Annotated in this window: 17 protein-coding genes; 7 read left to right on the forward strand and 10 right to left on the reverse strand. The window is 55.3% G+C overall.

Going from position 1 to position 22,078, the window contains the following annotated elements; genetic code table 11:
* Positions 1 to 379: 379 nt before the first annotated feature.
* The 4 genes from hemG to pepQ are packed head-to-tail and all read right to left on the reverse strand — an operon-like array spanning position 380 to position 4,371.
* A complete protein-coding gene (hemG, locus tag ACOTX4_RS23550; protein WP_045332011.1) occupies positions 380 to 922 on the reverse strand; it encodes a menaquinone-dependent protoporphyrinogen IX dehydrogenase in 543 nt (180 codons plus the stop codon).
* 10 nt (positions 923 to 932) lie between these two features.
* Complete coding sequence (trkH, locus tag ACOTX4_RS23555) at positions 933 to 2,384, reverse strand: Trk system potassium transporter TrkH (RefSeq protein ID WP_022649737.1); 1,452 nt, start codon at positions 2,382 to 2,384, stop codon at positions 933 to 935.
* Positions 2,385 to 2,425: 41 nt separating this feature from the next.
* Complete coding sequence (locus tag ACOTX4_RS23560; RefSeq protein WP_023323863.1) at positions 2,426 to 3,040, reverse strand: IMPACT family protein; 615 nt, start codon at positions 3,038 to 3,040, stop codon at positions 2,426 to 2,428.
* Positions 3,040 to 4,371 (reverse strand): Xaa-Pro dipeptidase, encoded by a 1,332-nt coding sequence (gene pepQ / locus ACOTX4_RS23565; protein WP_003860124.1) that lies wholly within the window; start codon positions 4,369 to 4,371, stop codon positions 3,040 to 3,042. The genes ACOTX4_RS23560 and pepQ overlap by 1 nt, the downstream gene beginning before the upstream one ends.
* A 190-nt stretch (positions 4,372 to 4,561) precedes the next feature.
* Here pepQ and fadB point away from each other — a divergent pair, with 190 nt between their 5' ends.
* Together fadB and fadA are read left to right on the forward strand one after the other, a co-directional pair.
* Positions 4,562 to 6,751, forward strand: coding sequence for a fatty acid oxidation complex subunit alpha FadB (gene fadB, locus ACOTX4_RS23570; protein ID WP_023315008.1), 2,190 nt, complete (start codon positions 4,562 to 4,564; stop codon positions 6,749 to 6,751).
* A gap of 9 nt (positions 6,752 to 6,760) precedes the next feature.
* Positions 6,761 to 7,924: an acetyl-CoA C-acyltransferase FadA gene (gene fadA, locus ACOTX4_RS23575; RefSeq protein WP_045332008.1), complete on the forward strand. Its 1,164-nt coding sequence runs from the start codon at positions 6,761 to 6,763 to the stop codon at positions 7,922 to 7,924.
* Positions 7,925 to 8,126: 202 nt separating this feature from the next.
* Here the strand turns inward: fadA and glyS are convergent, their stop codons facing one another.
* The 3 genes from glyS to ACOTX4_RS23590 form a co-directional block, all read right to left on the reverse strand.
* Positions 8,127 to 10,196, reverse strand: coding sequence for a glycine--tRNA ligase subunit beta (gene glyS, locus ACOTX4_RS23580; RefSeq protein WP_045332005.1), 2,070 nt, complete (start codon positions 10,194 to 10,196; stop codon positions 8,127 to 8,129).
* A gap of 9 nt (positions 10,197 to 10,205) precedes the next feature.
* A complete protein-coding gene (glyQ, locus tag ACOTX4_RS23585; RefSeq protein WP_003860141.1) occupies positions 10,206 to 11,117 on the reverse strand; it encodes a glycine--tRNA ligase subunit alpha in 912 nt (303 codons plus the stop codon).
* A gap of 160 nt (positions 11,118 to 11,277) precedes the next feature.
* A complete protein-coding gene (locus tag ACOTX4_RS23590; protein WP_017693801.1) occupies positions 11,278 to 11,583 on the reverse strand; it encodes a YsaB family lipoprotein in 306 nt (101 codons plus the stop codon).
* Positions 11,584 to 11,767: 184 nt separating this feature from the next.
* Here ACOTX4_RS23590 and ACOTX4_RS23595 point away from each other — a divergent pair, with 184 nt between their 5' ends.
* Positions 11,768 to 12,763, forward strand: coding sequence for an acyltransferase (locus ACOTX4_RS23595; protein ID WP_045332002.1), 996 nt, complete (start codon positions 11,768 to 11,770; stop codon positions 12,761 to 12,763).
* Between the two features lie 52 nt (positions 12,764 to 12,815).
* Here ACOTX4_RS23595 and xylB read toward each other — a convergent pair whose 3' ends face one another.
* Together xylB and xylA are read right to left on the reverse strand one after the other, a co-directional pair.
* On the reverse strand, positions 12,816 to 14,270 hold the full coding sequence (gene xylB, locus ACOTX4_RS23600; RefSeq protein ID WP_063938472.1) for a xylulokinase: 1,455 nt from the start codon (positions 14,268 to 14,270) through the stop codon (positions 12,816 to 12,818).
* Positions 14,271 to 14,329: 59 nt separating this feature from the next.
* The gene (xylA, locus tag ACOTX4_RS23605) at positions 14,330 to 15,652 is read right to left on the reverse strand and encodes a xylose isomerase (RefSeq protein WP_026080557.1); all 1,323 of its coding nucleotides are present in this window, start codon (positions 15,650 to 15,652) and stop codon (positions 14,330 to 14,332) included.
* A 371-nt stretch (positions 15,653 to 16,023) separates the two neighbouring features.
* Here xylA and xylF point away from each other — a divergent pair, with 371 nt between their 5' ends.
* From xylF to xylR, 4 genes are all read left to right on the forward strand, one after another.
* On the forward strand, positions 16,024 to 17,016 hold the full coding sequence (xylF, locus tag ACOTX4_RS23610; RefSeq protein WP_006808602.1) for a D-xylose ABC transporter substrate-binding protein: 993 nt from the start codon (positions 16,024 to 16,026) through the stop codon (positions 17,014 to 17,016).
* 72 nt (positions 17,017 to 17,088) lie between these two features.
* Entirely contained in the window at positions 17,089 to 18,630 is a 1,542-nt protein-coding gene (locus ACOTX4_RS23615; protein WP_015572746.1) for a xylose ABC transporter ATP-binding protein, read from the forward strand.
* Positions 18,608 to 19,789, forward strand: coding sequence for a xylose ABC transporter permease XylH (xylH, locus tag ACOTX4_RS23620; RefSeq protein ID WP_003860151.1), 1,182 nt, complete (start codon positions 18,608 to 18,610; stop codon positions 19,787 to 19,789). The genes ACOTX4_RS23615 and xylH overlap by 23 nt, the downstream gene beginning before the upstream one ends.
* A 33-nt stretch (positions 19,790 to 19,822) precedes the next feature.
* Positions 19,823 to 21,001 (forward strand): D-xylose utilization transcriptional activator XylR, encoded by a 1,179-nt coding sequence (xylR, locus tag ACOTX4_RS23625; RefSeq protein ID WP_003860152.1) that lies wholly within the window; start codon positions 19,823 to 19,825, stop codon positions 20,999 to 21,001.
* A gap of 35 nt (positions 21,002 to 21,036) precedes the next feature.
* Here xylR and ACOTX4_RS23630 read toward each other — a convergent pair whose 3' ends face one another.
* Positions 21,037 to 21,861, reverse strand: a complete 825-nt coding sequence (locus ACOTX4_RS23630; RefSeq protein ID WP_022652025.1) for a protein bax — start codon at positions 21,859 to 21,861, stop codon at positions 21,037 to 21,039.
* Positions 21,862 to 22,078 lie beyond the last annotated feature (217 nt).

Here is a 22,078-nt window from a genome sequence, read left to right on the forward strand (position 1 = left end):
CATGATCAAACTCTTCAATTTAAAAGTTTGATGCTCAATGAATTAAACTTCGTAATGAATTACGTGTTCACTCGTTGAGACTTGGTATTCATTTAGTGTCCGAGGACATTAAGAATCCATGTCACTTTGAGTGCCCACACAGATTGTCTGATAAATTGTTAAAGAGCAGTGCCGCTTCGTTTTCGCTGCGGCGCGGGGTGTGCATATTACGCTTTCCCGCTTCAGAGTCAAGCGTTTGTTTTGCTTTTCTCTGCTGACCCGGCGGCTTGCGTGCCGTTGTTCCGTGTCAGTGGAGGCGCATTATAGGGAGTTCTTCTGAAGTGACAAGCACTAAATACAAAAAACTTTTCGTTCGCTCATTTTTCAAACTCAACGCTTATTAAACCCGCGCATCGTCCGTTAAATGCGCAATTTCACGGGCAAAACTGGCGACCTGAGCCCAGTCGGTATAAACCACTTCTTTACGCGTATCCGTTTCCCCGCCCGTCATTTTCATGATCAGGCGGATCATAAAGCGGTCGTACCAGCGGTAACGCGGGTAACGCAGCGCGCCAGCAAAGACAGAACAGATATCGGGCTGCCATGGCGAACTCAGCAAAAACTTACGCGTATAGCTGTTAGTCTGCGGCGTACGCTTCTCTGCTTTACGGGCAACCAGGTTGACCGAGTAAAACGCGCCAGGCAGCTGAGCGAGTTCCGCCGTATGCTTTCTCACAAAGCGATCCAGCGCCGGATGGAAATGGCCGTAACGAATTGAAGCGCCAATGACCACGCGGTCGTAATCCTGCCAGGCAATCTGCTCTGTGCGATTCAGGTTCACCACATCAGAATAAATGCCCAGCTCTTTGAGTTCAGAAGCCAGATATGAAGCAATCTCACGCGTTTGTCCGTCACGCGTTGAGAAAAGAATTAACGTTTTCACCAATGTCTCCTTACTCACGCCAGAATGTTGGGGTAAACAGCACCAGCAGCGTAAAGACCTCAAGACGCCCAAACAGCATATTGGCGATTAAGATCCACTTCGCCACCGGGTTCATACTGGCGAAGTTATCCGCCACGACGCCCAGCCCCGGCCCCAGGTTGTTTAACGTTGCCACCACAGAGGCGAAGGCAGAGAAATCATCCACGCCCGTGGCGATAATCGCCAGCATACTGACAATAAAGACCAGTGCATAAGCGGAGAAGAATCCCCACACCGCTTCGAGGATGCGTTCCGGCAGCGCGCGGTTCCCCAGCTTAATACTGTAAACCGCATTCGGGTGGACCAGACGTTTCAGCTCACGGTTCCCCTGCTTGAACAGCAGCAGAATACGGATCACCTTCAGACCGCCGCCCGTTGACCCGGCACAGCCGCCGATAAACGCAGAGCACAACAGCAGCACCGGCAGGAACAGCGGCCAACGCGCAATACTGTCCGTGGTGAAACCGGCGGTTGTTGCCATCGATACCACCTGGAAGAAGGCCTGGTTCAGGGTCGTGACCGCCGAGTTATAGACATCGTGGAACCACAGTACCAGGGTACAGATGATCACCAGAGTCAGCTGGACGCCAATAAACATCCGGAATTCCGGGTCGCGCCAGTACACCTTCAGGCTCCGTCCGCTAAGCAACGAGAAGTGTAGACCGTAGTTACAGCCTGAGATCAGCAAAAAGATGGCAATGATGGTATTGATTGTCGGGCTGTCGAAGTAGCCGACGCTGGCATCGTGGGTGGAGAACCCGCCGATAGCAATAGTCGCAAAGCTGTGCCCGATGGCATCAAACGCAGGCATCCCGGCAAACCACAGCGCCAGCGCGCAGGCCACCGTCAGCAGGACATAGATAAGCCACAGGGTTTTCGCCGTCTCCGCAATACGCGGGCGCATTTTGTTATCTTTCAGCGGGCCGGGCATCTCCGCCCGGTAAAGCTGCATCCCCCCGACGCCCAGAATCGGCAGGATAGCCACCGCCAGGACAATGATCCCCATACCGCCGAACCACTGAAGCATCTGCCGGTAAAAGAGAATCGCATGCGGGAGCGAATCCAGCCCCACAAGCGTGGTGGCCCCGGTGGTCGTTAATCCGGAGAACGATTCAAAAAACGCATCCGTGACGGTGAGATTCGGTTGTTCGGAGAAGATAAACGGCAGCGCACCCACGCTTCCCAGTACCGTCCAGAACAGGACCACAATCAGAAACCCCTCCCGGGATTTCAGTTCACCTTTCTCACGGCGGTTTGGCCACCACAGCAGGGAGCCAATCGTCAGCGCGACAAAAAAGGTTTGCGTAAATGCACGCCCCGCGCCGTCCCGGTAGATGAGCGCCACCAGTCCGGGAATGATCATTGTCCCGGAGAAAAGTATGACCAGCAATCCAACGATTCGGGTAATGGCACGAAAATGCATCTCTGCCGCTTCCTTAGGTATTCAAAATTGTGAGGTGGGGATTATTCTTCAATCGGCAGTAATTGCAATGAACCGCGACTAAAATCAGCGAGTTTTGCTGAAAAAGCAGCCAGTTCCGCCTGAGGAAGCGCCACGCGTAATTGCACCATTGCCTGATAATCACTCTGTGCGATGACACCGTTAAACTGTTTAAGCAGTGCTTCGATACCCGATAGCTGGGCGTAATCGCATAACAAAGTATATTCCGTAAGTGGCGTTTTGCGGGTTGTTATCAGAAGATTAAGCGCCTGCTGGACACCACCTCCGTAGGCTTTAACCAGCCCTCCGGTGCCTAACAAAATGCCCCCGTAGTAGCGGACCACGACGGCGGTGATTTCACCCACGCCGCTGCCCATCAACTGGGAGAGCATCGGTTTTCCGGCCGTACCCGCCGGTTCACCGTCGTCAGAAAATCCGAGCTGCTGTGAGTCGTCTGGCGGCCCTGCGACCCACGCCACACAGTGATGGCGGGCATCCGGGTGCTGCGCGCGGACGGACTCGACGAACGCCTTCGCCGCCTCCACGCCGTCGGTATGCGCCAACAGCGTGATAAAGCGGCTTTTTTTGATTTCCTCAACAAAGGTGACCGGCTCGGCCGGTATCAGCCAGCTTTCCATCAGGCCAGCTTCAAATCTCGCGTCATGTTCTCAATGCTGTTCTCGTGAATAACCACGTTATCCTCGATACGAATGCCGCCATAAGGCTTCAGCGCTTCAATTTTCTCCCAGTTGAAGTGCTTGCTGAATTGCCCTTCGCGCCACGGCGCCAGCAGGGATTCAATAAAGTAGATGCCCGGCTCGATGGTCAATACCATACGCGGCGCCAGAACGCGGGTGCAGCGCAGATAAGGATATTTAGACGGTGCCGCCAGGTGCGTGCCGGTATCATCCTGCATAAAGCCCGCGACGTCATGAACCTGCAAACCCAGCGGGTGGCCGATACCATGCGGCATAAATGGCCCGGTCAAATCGTTCTCAACCATCGCCTCTTCGCTCATGTCTTTGATAATCTGATGCTTACGCAGCAGTTTAGCGATGCGCTGATGGAACTGGATGTGATAATCCACGTAGCTGGTTCCGGCCTTCATGGTGCCAATCAGCGCCAGCTGTTCGTCGTTCACGTCTTTAATCAATTGCGCAAAATCGGTATCCGCATTCGCCGCCCAGGTACGGGTCAGGTCTGCCGCATAACCATTGTACTCAGCCCCCGCGTCCAGCAGGAAGCTACGCATCTCAGCCGGAACCTGATGATCCAGTTTGGTGTAGTGCAGAACCGAGGCATGTTCATTCAGCGCCACGATGTTGCTGTACGGCACGTCGGTATCGCGGTGGCCGGTCGCCGTCAGGTAAGCCTGATTGATATCGAACTCGCTCATACCGGACTGGAACGCTTCGTGCGCCGCACGGTGGCCATTCACCGCCGTTTTTTGCGCTTCACGCATGCAGTAAAGTTCGTAGTCGGTCTTGTAGGCGCGATAGTAGTGCAGATAATCCAGCACGCCTTTCGGGTTGAGTTTATCTGCCGGAATATCCAGACCCAGCGCGCGCTCAGGAACCGGACCAATGTAGCCGATGTTGCCGCGCGCCGCTGGCAGCTGGCTGCCTATGCCGTCTGCTTTTGGCAGCGCAATCACGTCAATTTCTTCGGTCCAGAATGAGGTCGGCAGCGGCTCCACGTTGTGCCAGTAATCGACCGGCAGGTAGAACCACAGTTTCGGCTTGTTCACGCCATCCACCAGCAGCCAGCAATTTGGAACCTGCGTGACAGGCACCCAGGCTTTAAACTGCGGGTTAACCTTGAAGGGATAAGCATGGTCATCAAGAAAAGTATTCATCAGCTCGCCGGAGTGGATCAGCAGGGCATCCAGCTTGAAGCGGGCCAGTACATCGCGGGTACGTTCCTGTAGGGTAACGATATGATTTTTATAAAGCGAAGCCAGTGAGTCCATCATTCTTCCTTTCGTTTTTTTGACCTCAAGTCATCGCATCTTAGCACACCTCACTCCGGCTGCGTGATTTCCACCGACCGTGATCAGCGCAGCAATTTCTTAATGACTAATTTGCATTTTATTAACATAAATTCCACACTCCGTTTCATCTGGTATGACCAGATCCAATTGCTGGATTCAGGAGACCGACATGCTCTACAAAGGCGACACCCTGTACGTAGACTGGCTGGAAGATGGCATTGCCGAACTGGTGTTCGATGCCCCCGGCTCAGTGAATAAGCTTGATACCGCGACGGTGGCCAGTCTTGGCCAGGCGCTGGATGTACTTGAAAAGCAATCAGATTTAAAAGGGCTGCTGCTGCGCTCCAACAAAGCGGCCTTTATCGTTGGCGCGGATATCACCGAATTCCTGTCGCTGTTCCTGGTGCCAGAAGAACAGCTGAGCCAGTGGCTGCACTTCGCGAACAGCGTCTTTAATCGTCTGGAAGATCTGCCTGTCCCGACCCTTTCTGCCGTCAACGGTTACGCGCTGGGCGGCGGCTGCGAATGCGTGTTAGCCACTGATTACCGTCTGGCGACCCCGGACCTGCGTATCGGCCTGCCGGAAACCAAGCTGGGCATCATGCCGGGCTTTGGCGGCTCCGTCCGTATGCCGCGCATGCTGGGCGCCGACAGCGCGCTGGAGATCATTGCCGCGGGTAAAGACGTCGGCGCAGAACAGGCGCAGAAAATTGGCCTGGTCGACGGCGTTGTAAAACCTGAGAAGCTTGTTGAAGGCGCACTCGCCATTCTGCGTCAGGCCATTAACGGCGACCTCGACTGGAAAGCCAAACGTCAGCCGAAGCTGGAGCCGTTAAAGCTCAGCAAGATTGAAGCCACCATGAGCTTCACTATCGCCAAAGGCATGGTGATGCAGACGGCGGGTAAACACTACCCGGCGCCAATCACGGCGGTGAAAACCATTGAAGCGGCAGCCCGTCTGGGCCGTGATGACGCCCTGAAGCTGGAAAACCAGAGCTTTGTCCCGCTGGCGCACACCAACGAAGCCCGCGCGCTGGTTGGTATCTTCCTTAACGATCAGTTTGTGAAGGGCAAAGCCAAACAACTCACCAAAAACGTTGAAACGCCAAAACACGCGGCGGTACTCGGCGCGGGCATTATGGGGGGCGGCATCGCCTACCAGTCTGCCTGGAAAGGCGTGCCGGTGGTGATGAAGGACATCAACGAGAAATCCCTGACGCTGGGCATGACCGAAGCGGCCAAGCTGCTGAATAAACAGCTTGAGCGCGGCAAAATTGATGGTCTGAAGCTTGCAGGCGTGATCTCCACCATCCAGCCAGTGCTGGAATACAGCGGTTTCGACCGTGTGGACGTGGTGGTTGAAGCGGTCGTCGAGAACCCGAAAGTGAAAAAAGCGGTGCTGGCCGAAACCGAAGACAAGGTGCGTCCGGAAACCGTGCTGGCCTCTAACACCTCCACCATTCCTATCAGCGAACTGGCGAGCGTGCTGAAGCGTCCGGAAAACTTCTGCGGGATGCACTTCTTTAACCCGGTGCACCGCATGCCGCTGGTCGAAGTGATCCGTGGGGAGAAAACCTCCGACGAAACCATCGCCAAAGTGGTGGCGTGGGCGAGCAAGATGGGCAAAACGCCGATCGTCGTTAACGACTGCCCGGGCTTCTTCGTTAACCGCGTGTTGTTCCCTTACTTCGCCGGCTTCAGCCAGCTGCTGCGCGACGGCGCAGACTTCCGCAAAATCGATAAAGTGATGGAAAAACAGTTCGGCTGGCCGATGGGCCCGGCGTATCTGCTGGACGTTGTCGGCATCGATACTGCCCATCACGCTCAGGCGGTGATGGCGGCGGGCTTCCCGCAGCGCATGCAGAAAGACTATCGCGACGCCATTGACGCCCTGTTCGACGCCAACCGCTTTGGTCAGAAAAACGGTCTGGGCTTCTGGCGCTATAAAGAAGACAGCAAAGGCAAACCGAAAAAAGAAGAAGATGCGGCGGTGGATGGCCTGCTGGCCGACGTCAGTCAGCCGAAACGCGACTTCACTGACGACGAGATCATCGCCCGGATGATGATCCCGATGATCAACGAAGTGGTGCGCTGCCTCGAAGAAGGCATTATCGCCAGCCCGGCAGAAGCGGATATGGCGCTGGTGTACGGCCTCGGCTTCCCTCCGTTCCACGGCGGCGCGTTCCGCTGGCTGGATACGCTCGGCAGCGCTCGCTATCTCGATATGGCTCAGCAGTACCAGCACCTCGGCCCGCTTTATGAGGTGCCGGAAGGTCTGCGTAACAAAGCGCGTCATAACGAACCCTACTACCCAGCAGTTGAGCCAGCCCGTCCGGTTGGCGCGCTGAAAACGGCTTAAGGAGTCACAATGGAAAAGGTTGTCATTGTTGATGCGATTCGCACCCCGATGGGCCGTTCAAAAGGCGGTGCGTTCCGTAACGTGCGTGCGGAAGACCTCTCCGCGCACCTGATGCGTAGCCTGCTGGCGCGTAACCCGGCGCTGGACCCTGCTGCGCTGGACGATATCTACTGGGGCTGCGTCCAGCAGACGCTGGAGCAGGGCTTCAACATTGCCCGTAACGCGTCCCTGCTGGCGGAGATCCCGCACTCGGTTCCGGCCGTCACCGTCAACCGTCTTTGCGGTTCGTCGATGCAGGCGCTGCACGACGCGACGCGGATGATCATGACCGGCGATGCGCAGGCCTGTCTGGTGGGCGGCGTGGAGCACATGGGCCACGTGCCGATGAGCCACGGGGTCGATTTCCATCCAGGTATGAGCCGCAACGTGGCGAAAGCCGCCGGTATGATGGGCCTAACCGCCGAGATGCTCTCCCGTCTGCACGGCATCAGCCGTGAGATGCAGGATGCCTTTGCCGCTCGCTCGCATGCCCGCGCCTGGGCCGCCACGCAGTCTGGTGCCTTTAAGAATGAGATCATCCCGACCGGCGGTCACGACGCAGACGGCGTACTGAAGCAGTTCAGCTATGACGAAGTCATCCGCCCGGAAACCACCGTTGAAGCGCTTTCTACCCTGCGTCCGGTGTTTGATCCGGTCACCGGTACGGTAACGGCGGGCACCTCGTCTGCCCTGTCCGACGGTGCCGCCGCGATGCTGGTGATGAGCGAAAGCCGCGCCCGCGAATTAGGCCTGACGCCACGCGCCCGCGTGCGTTCGATGGCGGTCGTGGGCTGCGATCCATCCATCATGGGCTACGGCCCGGTTCCGGCGTCAAAACTGGCGCTGAAAAAAGCGGGGCTGAGCGCAAGTGATATCGACCTCTTTGAGATGAACGAAGCGTTCGCCGCGCAGATCCTGCCGTGCATTAAGGATCTGGGGCTGATGGATCAGATCGACGAGAAGATTAACCTCAACGGCGGCGCGATCGCCCTCGGACACCCGCTGGGCTGCTCCGGGGCGCGTATCAGTACCACGCTGATTAACCTGATGGAACGCAAAGATGCCCAGTTTGGTCTGGCAACGATGTGTATCGGGTTGGGTCAGGGGATCGCGACAGTGTTTGAGAGGGTGTAAATTAATTGAGAGAGTGTAAATAAGGAAAAGTATCTCAAAGCCAATGACGTCAGAACAAGGCGGCAAGCGAGCGAATCCCGATGAGCTTACATTAGTAAGTGATTCGGGTGAACGAGCGCAGCCAACGCAGTTATGGCGCCATTGGCGAAGAGAGACAGTTTAGTTGCCGTTCTTCCCGCCTGTCAGGGGCGGGTTTTTTACGTTATTGCAGCAGCGAAATATCCGCCACGCGCAGGAACAGCTCACGCAGTTTCTCAAGCATCGAGAGACGGTTAATCCGCAGCTCTTTATCTTCCACGTTCACCATCACCTTCTCGAAGAAGGCGTCGATGACGTCACGCAGCTCCGCCAGCTCCACCAGCGCTTCCTGGTAGCGACCTTCCGCGAAATACGGCTCCAGCTTGTCGCGCAGCACCACAACCTGCATCGCCAGAGAAATCTCTTCCGGCTCTTTCAGGGTTGCAGCGTTTACGCGATCGTTCAGCGTCTCGTCGGATTTCGCGAGGATGTTGGATACGCGCTTGTTAGCCGCGGCCAGCGCAGACGCCGCTTCCAGCGTACGGAAGTGGGATACCGCTTTCATACGCGCATCGAAATCTGCCGGACGGGTCGGACGACGCGCCAGCACCGCCTGAATGGTATCAACGGAGTAACCTTCGTCCTGATACCACGCGCGGAAACGACCGAGCATAAAGTCGATAACATCATCCACAACCTTCGCGTTGGTCAGCTTATCGCCGTACAGACGTACCGCTTCTTCGGTTAGCGTTTGCAGATCGAGGTTCAGGTTCTTCTCAACGATGATTCGCAGCACGCCCAGCGCAGCACGACGCAGCGCAAACGGGTCTTTGTCGCCTTTTGGATGCTGGCCGATACCGAAGATACCCGCCAGGGTGTCCATCTTATCGGCAATCGCCACGGCGCAGGCAACCGGATTGGACGGCAGATCGTCACCGGCAAAGCGCGGCTGATACTGCTCGTTCAGGGCTACCGCCACGTCTTCCGCTTCGCCATCGTGACGCGCGTAGTGCATACCCATCACGCCCTGGGTGTCGGTAAATTCGAACACCATGTTGGTCATCAGGTCGCACTTGGAGAGCAGGCCCGCACGGGTAGCGTGGTTAACGTCGGCGCCAATTTCACGGGCAATCCAGCCGGACAGCTCCGCGATACGGTCGGTTTTGTCGCGCAGCGTACCCAGCTGCTGCTGGAACAGTACAGTTTGCAGACGCGGCAGGTTATCTTCCAGACGTTTTTTACGGTCTGTGTTGAAGAAGAACTCGGCATCCGCCAGACGCGGACGCACCACTTTCTCGTTACCGGAGATAATCTGGCTCGGATCTTTCGATTCGATGTTCGCCACGAAGATGAAGTTTGGCAGCAGCTTGCCGTCGTTGGCGTAAACCGGGAAGTACTTCTGGTCACCCTTCATGGTGTAAACCAGCGCTTCTGCCGGAACGGCCAGGAATTTCTCTTCGAATTTCGCGGTCAGTACAACCGGCCATTCGACCAGCGAGGTCACCTCTTCCAGCAGGATGTCGCTCAGGTCAGCGTTTCCGCCAATCTTGCGCGCCGCTTCTTCTGCGTCCGCTTTAATTTTGGCTTTACGCTGTTCATAGTCAGCAATGACCTTGCCGCGCTCCAGCAGGATTTGCGGATACTGGTCGGCATTGTCGATGGTGAACTCAGGCTCGCCCATAAAGCGATGGCCGCGGATCACGCGATCGGACGCCACGCCCAGAATGGTCGCCGGGATAACGGTATCGCCCAGCAGCAGGGTCACGGTGTGAACCGGACGCACAAAGTGAACGTCGGACGCGCCCCAGCGCATCAGCTTAGGGATTGGCAATTTTGCCAGCGAGGTCGCGATCATGTCAGGCAGCAGCGCTTCGGCGCTTTCGCCTTTCACATGGGCACGATACAGCAGCCATTCACCTTTGTCGGTGGTCAGACGCTCGGCCTGATCAACGGTGATGCCGCAGCCGCGCGCCCAGCCTTCTGCCGCTTTGCTCGGCTTGCCTTCCGCGTCGAACGCCTGAGCAATGGCCGGGCCACGTTTTTCAACTTCGCGATCCGGCTGGGACGCCGCCAGGTTTGCCACTTTCAGCGCCAGACGACGCGGCGCAGCAAACCACTCAATTTTACCGTGCGCCAGGCCAGCGTTATCCAGCTCAGCAGTGACGTTCGCAGCAAAAGATTCAGCCAGGCTGCGCAGGGCTTTTGGTGGCAGCTCTTCAGTGCCGATTTCCACCAGGAAAGTTTTCTCAGACATGGCCGCCTCTTATTTGTTTCGGTTGCACATCGGGAAGCCAAGGGCTTCACGGGACGCGTAGTAAGCTTCTGCAACGGCTTTGGTCAGGGTACGAATACGCAGAATGTAGCGCTGACGTTCAGTCACGGAGATCGCTTTGCGGGCATCCAGCAGGTTGAAGCTGTGGGCAGCCTTCAGAATACGCTCGTAGGCAGGCAGCGGCAGCGGAGTCTCCAGCGCCAGCAGCTGCTGGGCTTCTTTCTCGTACTGCTCGAAGCAGGTGAACAGGAAGTCCACGTCCGCGTATTCGAAGTTATAGGTGGATTGCTCCACTTCGTTCTGATGGAACACGTCGCCGTAGGTGGTTTTACCCAGCGGGCCGTCGCTCCAGACCAGGTCGTAAACGCTGTCTACGCCCTGAATGTACATGGCCAGACGTTCCAGACCATAGGTGATTTCGCCGGTAATCGGTTTACATTCCAGACCACCAACCTGCTGGAAGTAAGTGAACTGGGTCACTTCCATGCCGTTCAGCCACACTTCCCAACCCAGACCCCAGGCACCCAGCGTTGGGTTTTCCCAGTTATCTTCCACGAAACGAATGTCGTGAATTGTTGGATCCATACCCAGCTCTTTCAGTGACCCGAGGTACAGTTCCTGAATGTTGTCGGGTGATGGCTTAATCACCACCTGGAACTGATAGTAGTGCTGCAAACGGTTCGGGTTTTCGCCATAACGGCCATCGGTCGGACGACGGGATGGCTGCACATAGGCGGTCGCCATTGGCTCTGGCCCTAACGCGCGCAGGCTGGTCATCGGGTGTGAGGTGCCTGCGCCAACTTCCATGTCCAAAGGTTGAACAATGGTGCAGCCCTGACGAGCCCAGTAATCCTGTAAGGTCAGGATCAGGCCCTGGAAGGTCTTGGTATCAAACTTTTGCATAGTATTTCGTGCTGGATACGTGTGGTTTTAAATGGAAGGGATCAGTATACCCGCTGGCTGCAAGATATACAGTACGAAACGGGGTTGTTTAGGGAAAATTGGGGAATAAGCCCTACAGCCAGAACCTGCGAAGGCTCTGGTTGCTGCTTATACGAGCAATTTAACGCATTGAGAGATGTAAAAACTGGCCGTCTGCATCAAAAGAGCAGACAAAGCCCTCTTTACGCGCCGTATAGCCTTTCAGTTCATAGCTGCCCTGAAAGCGCTCGAAGCCGTTTATATGAATTTTCTGTGCTTCGGAATTATAGCGGTGAGCCGCCTGATCCCTGCACAGCTGTTCCATATTCAGGGAACGCTCCGGGCTCATTTTCCCCTGCTGCGCTTTTTGGACAGGTATCTCCTCAGAAGCACTGCATCCTGTTAATAAGAGCAGCAGAAAGAGTGACACCCCACGCTTCATCATCATTTTTATTACCGCCCTGGTCAGTGGCTGTTATTTTTAGTAGCAACACGTTTATAGATTAAAGTCCGTCATTCTGCGAATCTCGCCAGCTCCCTACAAGTTAGCCTGGCTAAACTCAGAATTTTCCAAGGGAAAAGTTTTACGCAATCGCAGTCACACTTTCTTTATCAGGAATACAGAGGAACTGATGCAGTCAAAAATTAACTGGATTGATAACCTGCGGGGAATAGCCTGTCTGATGGTGGTGATGATCCACACAACGACCTGGTATGTCACGAACGCGCACAGTATCAGCCCTGTTAACTGGGATGTCGCCAATGTTCTGAACTCGGCCTCCCGCGTGAGCGTCCCGCTGTTCTTTATGATTTCCGGTTTTCTCTTTTTTGGCGAGCGTAGCGCACAGCCGAGACATTTCATCCGTATTGTCTCCTGTCTGCTGTTTTACAGCGCGATTTCGCTGCTCTATATCGTCCTGTTCACTTCAATTAACGCTGAACGTTCCCTGCTCAACTTGTTGCAAAAACCAGTGTTCTATCATCTATGGTTTTTCTTCGCGATAATCGTTATTTATCTTATTTCACCGTTAATTCAGGTAAAAAACGTCAACGGTAAAATGCTGCTGGCGCTGATGGTGGTCATCGGGATCGTGGCCAACCCGAATACCGTCTCACAGAAAATTGATGGCTTTGAATGGCTGCCCGTTAACCTCTATATCACCGGGGATACGTTTTATTACGTGCTGTACGGCATGCTGGGGCGCGCCATTGGCATGATGGAGACGCAAAAGCGAGGAATAAACTGGCTATGCGCGGCCGCGTTTCTCGTCGGTGTGTTTATTATCTCTCGCGGGACGCTGCATGAGCTGCAATGGCGCGGCAACTTTGCCGATACCTGGTATCTGTACTGCGGCCCGATGGTCTTTATCTGCGCAATCTCTCTGCTGACGCTGGTTAAAAACACCCTGAATGCCCGCCCGCTTCCGGTGCTGGGGTTTATCTCTCGCCACTCGCTGGGCATTTACGGTTTTCACGCGCTGGTGATCCACGCCCTGCGCACCCGAGGCGTTGAGCTTAAAAGCTGGCCGGTGCTGGATATTGTCTGGATATTTACCGTTACGCTGGTTGTCAGCCTGCTGCTGTCAATGTTGCTGCAAAGAATCGATACGCGCCGGTTTGTGAGCTAACCCGGTTGAAGGCTGGCAGGCCGGGTAAGCGTTAGCGCCACCCGGCTCCTGTTTATGACATTAGCGGCAAAAGCTGCCGATAAATTTTGCGGAACACGTCTCGTCTTTCAGCATAGCGAGCATGATTTTTCGCATCAGGACGATGCTGCTGTTCAAGCGACAGCTGGGGCAAAAGCTGGGGCAGTGGTTTATCCCGGTTCAGCGCAATTTGCGCCAGCCGTGCCGCACCGAGCGCCGGGCCGACATCGCCTCCCGTACGATAGTCCAGCTGCAACCCGCTGATATCGGAAAGCATTTGCCGCCAGTAGCTGCTTCGCGCACCGCCGCCAATTAACGTAATGCTGGATGGCGTAAGTCCACAGTCATGCACGACATCCATTCCGTCCGCCAGAGCATAGCCAACGCCTTCAAGCACCGCGCGCGCCAGCTCTGCCGGGCCGTGCTGATGGGTAAGACCGAAGAACACCCCTTTCGCTTCCGGGTTGTTATGAGGCGTCCGCTCGCCGGAAAGGTACGGTAAAAACCAGACCGCACCGGCATTATCATCCGCCTGCTGTGCCGCTGCGATAAGCGCCGGGACGTCCGCCATTCCGGTTAGTTTTGCCGCCCAGTCGAGGCAGGAAGCCGCGCTCAGCATCACCGACATTAAATGCCATTTACCCGGCAACGCGTGGCAGAAGCTGTGTACGGCGCTTCCAGGATTGCTACGATACCCGTCACTGACGGCAAAATAGACACCGGAAGTGCCGAGCGAGAGCATGGCCTGTCCTGCCTCGACCATCCCCACGCCGACCGCCCCCGCCGCATTATCGCCGCCGCCAGCGACGACAGGTACGGCTGGCATATTCCAGCGTTCAGCAACAGAAGGCTGCAAAGCGCCCGTGATTTCGCTGCCTTCAAACAGCGCAGGCATATGATCGCGCGTCAGCTGGCAGGCATCCAGCATCGCCTCGCTCCAGTCCCGTTTCGCCACGTCGAGCCACATCGTGCCCGCGGCGTCAGACATGTCGCTGGCAAAATCCCCCGTCATGCGAAAACGCAGGTAGTCTTTCGGCAACAGAACCTTCGCCACCTGGCGAAAAATATCAGGCTCATGGCGCTGCACCCACAGGAGTTTTGGCGCGGTAAAACCGGGCATCATCAGGTTGCCCGTAATCTCGCGGGACGCAGGCACACGTTCCTCAAGGATCGCGCACTCTTCCGCACAGCGGCCATCGTTCCAGAGAATAGCCGGGCGCAGAACGCGATGCTGGCTATCCAGCAACGTTGCGCCATGCATTTGTCCGGCGATGCCCAGCGCTTTAACGTCGCGCAGGCTGTGCTGCTCGCCTAAGGTTGTCATCGCGCGGTCCGTCGCCTGCCACCACTGCTCCGGATCTTGTTCCGACCAAAGCGGATGCGGGCGTGAAACCTGCAACTTTTCAGTCTGCGTGGCTAACACATCGCCCTGCTCGCTTAACAGGATGGCTTTCACCCCCGACGTGCCAAGATCGATCCCGATATACATGTGGTGACTCCTTTGACAGAAATGCCCGGTGGCGCAGCGCTTACCGGGCATGAATGCTGTTATTTATCGAACAGGTAGTGATTGACCAGGTTTTCCAGCAGCTCCTGATGGCCGCTCTGATGCTGCGGCGCAAGCTGATGCTGTTCAGCGTACTTCGCGATCTCCGCAAGCGATAACTGACCTTTCAAAATTTGCTGGCCCAGCTCACTGTTCCAGCCGCTGTAGCGCTTCGCCACGCGCTTATCCAGCTCACCGTCTTCAATCATACGGGCTGCCACTTTCAGCGCCAGCGCCATGGTGTCCATCGCGCCAATATGCCCGTAGAACAGATCGTATTTGTCGGTGCTCTGGCGACGCACTTTGGCGTCGAAGTTCAGGCCGCCGGTGGTGAAACCGCCCGCTTTGATGATCTCGTACATCACCAGCGCATTCTCTTCCACGCTGTTCGGGAACTGGTCGGTATCCCAGCCCAGCTGTGGATCGCCACGGTTAGCATCGACAGAGCCGAAGATGCCCAGCGCAATCGCAGAGGCAATTTCGTGATGGAACGAGTGGCCCGCCAGGGTAGCGTGGTTAGCCTCAATATTCACTTTGATCTCTTTTTCCAGACCAAACTGCTTCAGGAAGCCATACACGGTGGCGACATCATAATCATACTGATGCTTGGTTGGCTCCTGTGGTTTTGGCTCAATCAGCAGCGTGCCGCGGAAACCGATTTTGTGTTTGTGGTCCACCACCATCTGCATAAAGCGACCAATCTGCTCACGCTCCTGACGCAGGTCGGTATTCAGCAGCGTTTCATATCCTTCACGACCGCCCCAGAGTACATAGTTCTCACCGCCCAGCTGATGCGTGGCGTTCATCGCCGTCACGACCTGGGTTGCCGCCCAGCTGAAGACTTCCGGATCCGGGTTGGTTGCCGCGCCCGCGCCATAGCGAGGGTTGGTAAAGCAGTTAGCCGTACCCCAGAGCAGCTTGACGCCACTTTGCTGCTGTTTTTCAGCCAGTACGTCGACCATCTGCGCGAAGTTGTTCAGATACTCTTTCAGCGACGCCCCTTCCGGCGACACGTCCACATCGTGGAAACAGTAGTACGGCACGTTCAGCTTATGGAAGAACTCGAACGCGACGTCGGCTTTACGCTTCGCCAGCTCAATGGCCTCGCCCGGCTGTTGCCATGGACGGTCAAAAGAGCCCACGCCGAACATATCGGCACCGTTCCAGCAGAAGGTGTGCCAGTAGCAGGCGGCAAAGCGCAAGTGATCTTCCATGCGCTTACCCAGCACCAGCTCATCCGGGTTGTAGTGACGAAATGCTAAAGGATTGGTCGTTTTCGTGCCTTCGAAACGAACGCGATCGAGTTGGTCGAAATAAGCTTGCATATTGAGCTCCATAATCAGGGTATGCGGCGTGGTCTTGCTTCTGGAGTAATAGTGAATAGACATTGGAGGTTGCTCAATTACGTTATTTCACACTGCTATTGAGAGAATGCGCAATTGTGCGCTGGCTCGCAAAATAATGTGCAGACAAACTATTTTTCGGCGCGCATTCCAGAATCAAATGTAATTAATAGGTTACGCTTTTTAAAATCCGATCGCGGTCATAAATTCAGAAATAAACCAAATATCGTAATGAGAAGATAAAAATCTGTAATTGCCAGCAGGCCTTTCCACGTTAAAAATTTGCTGCGTCTCAGCAGTGAATGTTTCTTTTATCTCAGCTACACATACCCCTACAAAAAGGCCTAATAATTATGAAGATAAAGAACCTGACCCTAACGCTCTGCACTACTCTCCTGCTTGCAAGCTTTGCCGGCCACGCCAAAGAGGTCAAAATCGGCATGGCGATTGATGACTTACGCCTGGAGCGCTGGCAAAAAGATCGCGATATCTTTGTTAAAAAAGCGGAATCTCTCGGCGCGGAGGTGTTCGTTCAGTCCGCTAACGGCAACGAAGAGACGCAAATGTCGCAAATCGAGAATATGATCAACCGTGGCGTCGATGTGCTGGTCATTATCCCGTATAACGGCCAGGTATTAAGCAACGTGGTGAAAGAAGCGAAACAGGAAGGCATAAAAGTCCTGGCTTATGACCGCATGATTAATAATGCCGACATTGATTATTATATTTCGTTCGACAATGAAAAGGTGGGCGAATTACAGGCTAAAAGCCTGGTCGCAAAAGTGCCTCAGGGGAATTATTTCCTGATGGGCGGCTCGCCCGTGGATAACAACGCCAAACTGTTCCGCCAGGGACAAATGAAAGTGCTGAAGCCGTATATCGACGAGGGCAAAATTAAAGTCGTCGGCGACCAGTGGGCTGACGGCTGGTTACCGGAAAACGCGCTGAAAATTATGGAAAACGCGTTGACTGCAAATAACAACAAAATCGATGCGGTGGTGGCCTCTAACGATGCCACTGCGGGTGGCGCCATTCAGGCGCTGAGCGCGCAGGGTCTGGCCGGGAAAGTCGCTATTTCCGGACAGGACGCCGACCTTGCGGGTGTAAAACGCATCATCGCGGGTACCCAGACCATGACGGTGTATAAGCCCATTACCGAGCTTGCCAATACGGCCGCCGAAATTGCCGTTGAGCTGGGCAATGGCCAGCAACCTAAAGCAGACGCGACGTTAAATAACGGCCTGAAAGACGTACCTGCTCGCCTGCTTACCCCTATCGAAGTCAACAAAGAGAATATTGACGCCACCGTGGTGAAAGACGGTTTCCATAAGAAGAGTGAACTGTAATCCAGCGCAGCCCCTGCCCGGCAGGGGCGCATCGACCTGCCCTGTACATCTGTCGGGCCATGCGGAGCAGTTATGTCTTATTTACTTGAAATGAAAAGCATCACCAAAGCCTTCGGGGCGGTGAAAGCAGTCGATAACGTAAGCCTGCGGCTGAATCCCGGCGAAGTGATGTCGCTGTGCGGCGAAAATGGCTCGGGAAAATCCACGCTGATGAAAGTGTTGTGCGGGATCTATCCGCACGGCAGCTACGAGGGCGAAATCGTCTTTGCCGGCGAGGTGCTCCAGGCCACGCACATTCGCGATACCGAACGTAAAGGCATCGCTATTATTCACCAGGAGCTGGCGCTGGTGAAGCACCTTACCGTGCTGGAAAATATTTTTCTCGGCGCCGAACTCTCACGCCACGGCGTACTGGATTACGACACCATGACGCTGCGCTGCGAAAAACTGCTGGCCCAGGTGAGCCTGGCTATCTCACCGGATACGCGCGTGGGCGACTTAGGTTTGGGCCAGCAGCAGCTGGTGGAGATCGCCAAGGCGCTGAACAAGCAGGTACGCCTGCTGATCCTCGACGAGCCAACCGCCTCGCTCACCGAACAGGAAACCGCCGTTCTGCTCAATATCATCCGCGACCTGCAAAACCACGGTATCGCCTGCATCTATATTTCGCACAAGCTCAATGAGGTGAAAGCTATTTCCGACACCATCTGCGTCATCCGCGACGGGCAGCACATTGGCACGCGTGAAGCAGAAGGCATGAGCGAAGATGACATCATCACCATGATGGTGGGTCGCGAACTCACCGCACTGTATCCCAACGAACCACACACCATAGGCGAAGAACTCCTGCGCGTGGAAAACCTGACGGCGTGGCATCCCGTTAACCGCCACATCAAGCGCGTGGATAACCTCTCCTTCTCGCTGCACCGCGGCGAAATTCTCGGTATTGCGGGTTTAGTGGGTGCCGGAAGAACCGAGGCCGTGCAGTGTCTGTTTGGCGTCTGGCCGGGGCGCTGGGAAGGCAAAATTTATATCGACGGTCAGCCGGTAAAAATCGACAACTGCCAGCAGGCCATTGCCAAAGGCATTGCTATGGTGCCCGAAGACCGCAAAAAAGACGGCATCGTGCCGGTCATGGCGGTGGGAAAAAATATCACGCTGGCGGCGCTCAGCCAGTTTTCCGGCGCGCTGAGCAGCCTGGATGATGCCGCAGAACAGCAGTGTATTCTTCAGTCACTTGCCAGGCTCAAGGTGAAAACCTCCTCGCCGGAACTGGCGATAGGTCGCCTGAGCGGCGGCAACCAGCAGAAAGCGATTCTGGCGCGCTGCCTGTTGCTTAATCCGCGCATTTTAATTCTGGACGAACCCACGCGCGGGATCGATATCGGCGCGAAGTATGAAATCTACAAGCTGATCAACCAGCTTGTGCAGCAAGGGATTGCCGTCATTGTTATCTCGTCCGAATTGCCTGAAGTGCTGGGGCTGAGCGACCGCGTGCTGGTCATGCATGAAGGGAAACTCAAAGCCAACCTGAACAACCAGAACCTGACGCAAGAGCAGGTGATGGAAGCTGCCTTAAGGAGCGAACGCCATGTCGAAAAGCAACCCGTCTGATATCAAAGTCGCTGTTCCGACGCCCGGTGCGTTCGCAGGACTTAAATCGCTGAATCTGCAAGTTTTTGTAATGATTGCCGCCATTATCGTGATCATGTTGTTCTTTACCTGGATGACCGATGGCTCCTATTTGAGCGCACGTAACGTTTCTAACCTGCTGCGTCAGACCGCCATCACCGGGATCCTGGCGGTGGGGATGGTCTTTGTGATTATCTCAGCGGAAATTGACCTGTCAGTAGGGTCGATGATGGGTCTGCTCGGCGGCGTGGCGGCAATTTTTGACGTCTGGCTCGGCTGGCCGCTGCCGCTGACGATTGCGGTCACGCTGGTACTGGGTCTGCTGCTGGGGGCGTGGAATGGCTGGTGGGTGGCCTACCGTAAGGTCCCGTCGTTTATCGTCACCTTAGCGGGGATGCTGGCCTTCCGCGGCATTCTGATTGGGATCACCAACGGCACTACCGTCTCCCCGACCAGCGCCTCGATGTCCCAGATTGGCCAAAGCTACCTCTCTGATGGCGTCGGTTTTACGATCGGCGTGGTTGGGCTGATGGCGTTTGTCGCGTGGCAATGGCGAGGACGCATGCGTCGCCAGGCGCTGGGGCTGGCCTCGCCTGCTTCAACCTCGGTTGTCGGCCGTCAGGCGCTTACTGCGGTGATTGTACTGGGCGCCATCTGGCTGTTAAACGATTATCGCGGCGTCCCAACGCCCGTTCTGCTGCTGGCGCTGTTGCTGTTAGGTGGGATGTTTATGGCCACGCGTACCGCATTCGGTCGCCGTATTTATGCCATCGGTGGCAATCTCGAAGCCGCGCGTTTGTCCGGCATTAACGTAGAACGCACCAAACTCGCCGTCTTTGCCATCAACGGCCTGATGGTGGCCATCGCGGGGCTGATCCTCAGCTCACGTTTGGGGGCGGGCTCCCCCTCTGCCGGTAATATTGCCGAGCTGGACGCCATCGCCGCCTGCGTGATTGGCGGGACCAGCCTCGCCGGGGGCATTGGCAGCGTGGCGGGGGCGGTGATGGGCGCATTTATTATGGCTTCGCTGGATAACGGGATGAGTATGATGGACGTGCCGACGTTTTGGCAGTATATCGTCAAGGGTGCCATTCTTTTGCTGGCAGTCTGGATGGACTCTGCCACCAAGCGGCGCGCCTGATAACAGTATCGTGACTAATTTGGGAAATAAGCCATGTTTGAAAAGCGTCACCGCATTACGTTGTTATTCAATGCCAACAAAGCCTATGACCGGCAGGTGGTTGAAGGGGTTGGCGAATATTTGCAGGCGTCGCAATCCGAATGGGATATTTTCATCGAAGAAGATTTCCGTACCCGTCTGGAGAACATCAAAGACTGGCTGGGCGACGGGGTCATCGCTGACTTTGACGACCCCGTGATTGAACAGTTGCTGAGTGGCGTTGACGTGCCTATCGTGGGCGTTGGCGGCTCTTATCATACACCGGAACATTATCCTCCCGTTCACTACATCGCCACGGATAACCATGCTCTGGTCGAGACCGCCTTCCTCCATTTAAAGGAGAAAGGCGTCCATCGTTTTGCGTTTTACGGATTGCCCGCCACGAGCGGAAAGCGCTGGGCGATGGAGCGTGAGTATGCCTTCTGCCAGCTGGTTGCCCAGGAGAAGTATCGCGGCGTCGTTTATCAGGGGCTGGAAACCGCGCCAGAAAACTGGCAGCACGCACAAAATCGTCTGGCTGACTGGCTGCAAACGCTGCCGCCCCAGACAGGGATTATCGCCGTGACGGACGCCCGCGCCCGCCACGTATTACAGGTGTGCGAACATTTGCATATTCCGGTGCCTGAAAAGCTGTGCGTGATTGGTATTGATAACGAAGAGCTTACGCGCTATCTGTCGCGCGTGGCGCTCTCATCCGTGGCTCAGGGTACCCGTCAGATGGGCTATCAGGCCGCAAAGCTGCTGCACAGACTGTTAGACAACGAATCCCTGCCGCTCCAGCGTCTGCTGGTTCCTCCCGTTCGCGTGGTCGAACGTCGCTCAACTGACTACCGCTCATTAAACGATCCGGCCGTGATTCAGGCGATGCACTACATTCGCAATCATGCCTGCAAAGGGATTAAGGTCGATCAGGTGCTCGATTCGGTCGGCATATCACGTTCGAATCTGGAGAAGCGGTTTAAAGAGGAAGTGGGTGAGACGATCCACGCCGTGATCCATGCGGAAAAGCTGGAGAAAGCGCGCAGTCTGCTGATCTCCACCTCGCTGTCGATCAACGAGATTTCACAGATGTGTGGCTATCCGTCGCTTCAGTATTTCTATTCGGTGTTCAGGAAAGAGTATGACACCACGCCGAAGGAGTACCGTGAACGGTACAGTGAAGTCCTGCTCTAGAAAAAAGAACGCCTTCCAGTGGAAGGCGTTTTTCATTACATATGTGCGGCAATCAGACGCTGGTTATCCTGGTACATGGAGAACAGGTAATTGTTATAACGCTGTCCCTGAGTGGAATAACCTTTCAGCTTATGGATCATCGCCGTGGCCGTCACTTCCTGATCCGCCTTACGCAGCTGAGCGCGTGACTTACGGAACGAGGAATAGGCCGGGTGGGTGTTCAGGTTCACCACGTAGGCATTCACGGAATCTTTCACCGATTCAAACTGTGAATAGCCCTTCACCTTGCCGGGCGCGTTAGTACAACGACCTTTTACGCATTTCATGCCAAACAGATTGTTGTTGTTGCGCGCCAGCTTCGAGGTGCCCCAACCGCTTTCGGCGGCGGCCATTGTCGCGACCATACTGCCTGGAATGATGTCCACACGTTCTAACAGTGAGTTCCAAGGCACGCGACGCGTGTTCCCGCTCCACTTCACTTTATAGCGTTTGGCGATATCTTTCAGGCGAGTGCGCTCAGACGGCGACCAGCGGCTGTCGTACTGTTTGGAGATCAGCCAGTTACGATCCGCAGTAATCGCGGCATTTTGGCTTTTAATGTAAGGCATTACCGTCCGGAGAAACGCTTTTTTCCTTGGTGTCCCGGAAGGGTATTTTCGCAAATCAGGAAGTGAACTACTCTTTGCACTATTGCGAGAATACTCTTGTTTACTGCTAACCTTACTGCTTGTCGTCTTTATTACGTGGGCTTTCTTACTCGTTGTATCCGTGTGCGTCTTTGCAAGCACCTCACCTGAAAATGCCATGGTGAGTAACATGAGTATCGCGGCCCCATATCGTCGAATGGGAGTCGATATCATTAGGTCTCCTGGTCGGATATAAACATTCCAACACCTTATTTTCTTCAAAAATTTGAGAGCGGAATCTCAAATCGTACCAAAAATAGTCTTCAAGAGCACGTCTATAAATAGTCCAATTCCGAAACTATGTCATCCGGAACATGCTCATTAAAGCATCAACGCTGGAAAAATGTGCGCGATATCGCAGATAACTGCCTAATTTTGCGCGGGATCACTC

Source organism: Enterobacter cloacae complex sp. IR5459 (genome assembly GCF_049238005.1).
GTDB lineage: Bacteria > Pseudomonadota > Gammaproteobacteria > Enterobacterales > Enterobacteriaceae > Enterobacter > Enterobacter hormaechei_C.

Excerpts from the sequence above, each read along its gene's own strand:
- xylR (WP_003860152.1), top strand. The coding sequence starts at position 19,823 with ATGTTTGAAAAGCGTCACCGCATTACGTTGTTATTCAATGCCAACAAA.
- trkH (WP_022649737.1), bottom strand. The coding sequence starts at position 2,384 with ATGCATTTTCGTGCCATTACCCGAATCGTTGGATTGCTGGTCATACTT.
- glyQ (WP_003860141.1), bottom strand. The coding sequence starts at position 11,117 with ATGCAAAAGTTTGATACCAAGACCTTCCAGGGCCTGATCCTGACCTTA.
- fadA (WP_045332008.1), top strand. The coding sequence starts at position 6,761 with ATGGAAAAGGTTGTCATTGTTGATGCGATTCGCACCCCGATGGGCCGT.
- ACOTX4_RS23590 (WP_017693801.1), bottom strand. The coding sequence starts at position 11,583 with ATGATGATGAAGCGTGGGGTGTCACTCTTTCTGCTGCTCTTATTAACA.
- ACOTX4_RS23595 (WP_045332002.1), top strand. The coding sequence starts at position 11,768 with ATGCAGTCAAAAATTAACTGGATTGATAACCTGCGGGGAATAGCCTGT.
- fadB (WP_023315008.1), top strand. The coding sequence starts at position 4,562 with ATGCTCTACAAAGGCGACACCCTGTACGTAGACTGGCTGGAAGATGGC.
- glyS (WP_045332005.1), bottom strand. The coding sequence starts at position 10,196 with ATGTCTGAGAAAACTTTCCTGGTGGAAATCGGCACTGAAGAGCTGCCA.
- xylF (WP_006808602.1), top strand. The coding sequence starts at position 16,024 with ATGAAGATAAAGAACCTGACCCTAACGCTCTGCACTACTCTCCTGCTT.
- ACOTX4_RS23615 (WP_015572746.1), top strand. The coding sequence starts at position 17,089 with ATGTCTTATTTACTTGAAATGAAAAGCATCACCAAAGCCTTCGGGGCG.
- xylA (WP_026080557.1), bottom strand. The coding sequence starts at position 15,652 with ATGCAAGCTTATTTCGACCAACTCGATCGCGTTCGTTTCGAAGGCACG.
- xylB (WP_063938472.1), bottom strand. The coding sequence starts at position 14,270 with ATGTATATCGGGATCGATCTTGGCACGTCGGGGGTGAAAGCCATCCTG.
- pepQ (WP_003860124.1), bottom strand. The coding sequence starts at position 4,371 with ATGGACTCACTGGCTTCGCTTTATAAAAATCATATCGTTACCCTACAG.
- ACOTX4_RS23560 (WP_023323863.1), bottom strand. The coding sequence starts at position 3,040 with ATGGAAAGCTGGCTGATACCGGCCGAGCCGGTCACCTTTGTTGAGGAA.
- ACOTX4_RS23630 (WP_022652025.1), bottom strand. The coding sequence starts at position 21,861 with ATGATATCGACTCCCATTCGACGATATGGGGCCGCGATACTCATGTTA.
- xylH (WP_003860151.1), top strand. The coding sequence starts at position 18,608 with ATGTCGAAAAGCAACCCGTCTGATATCAAAGTCGCTGTTCCGACGCCC.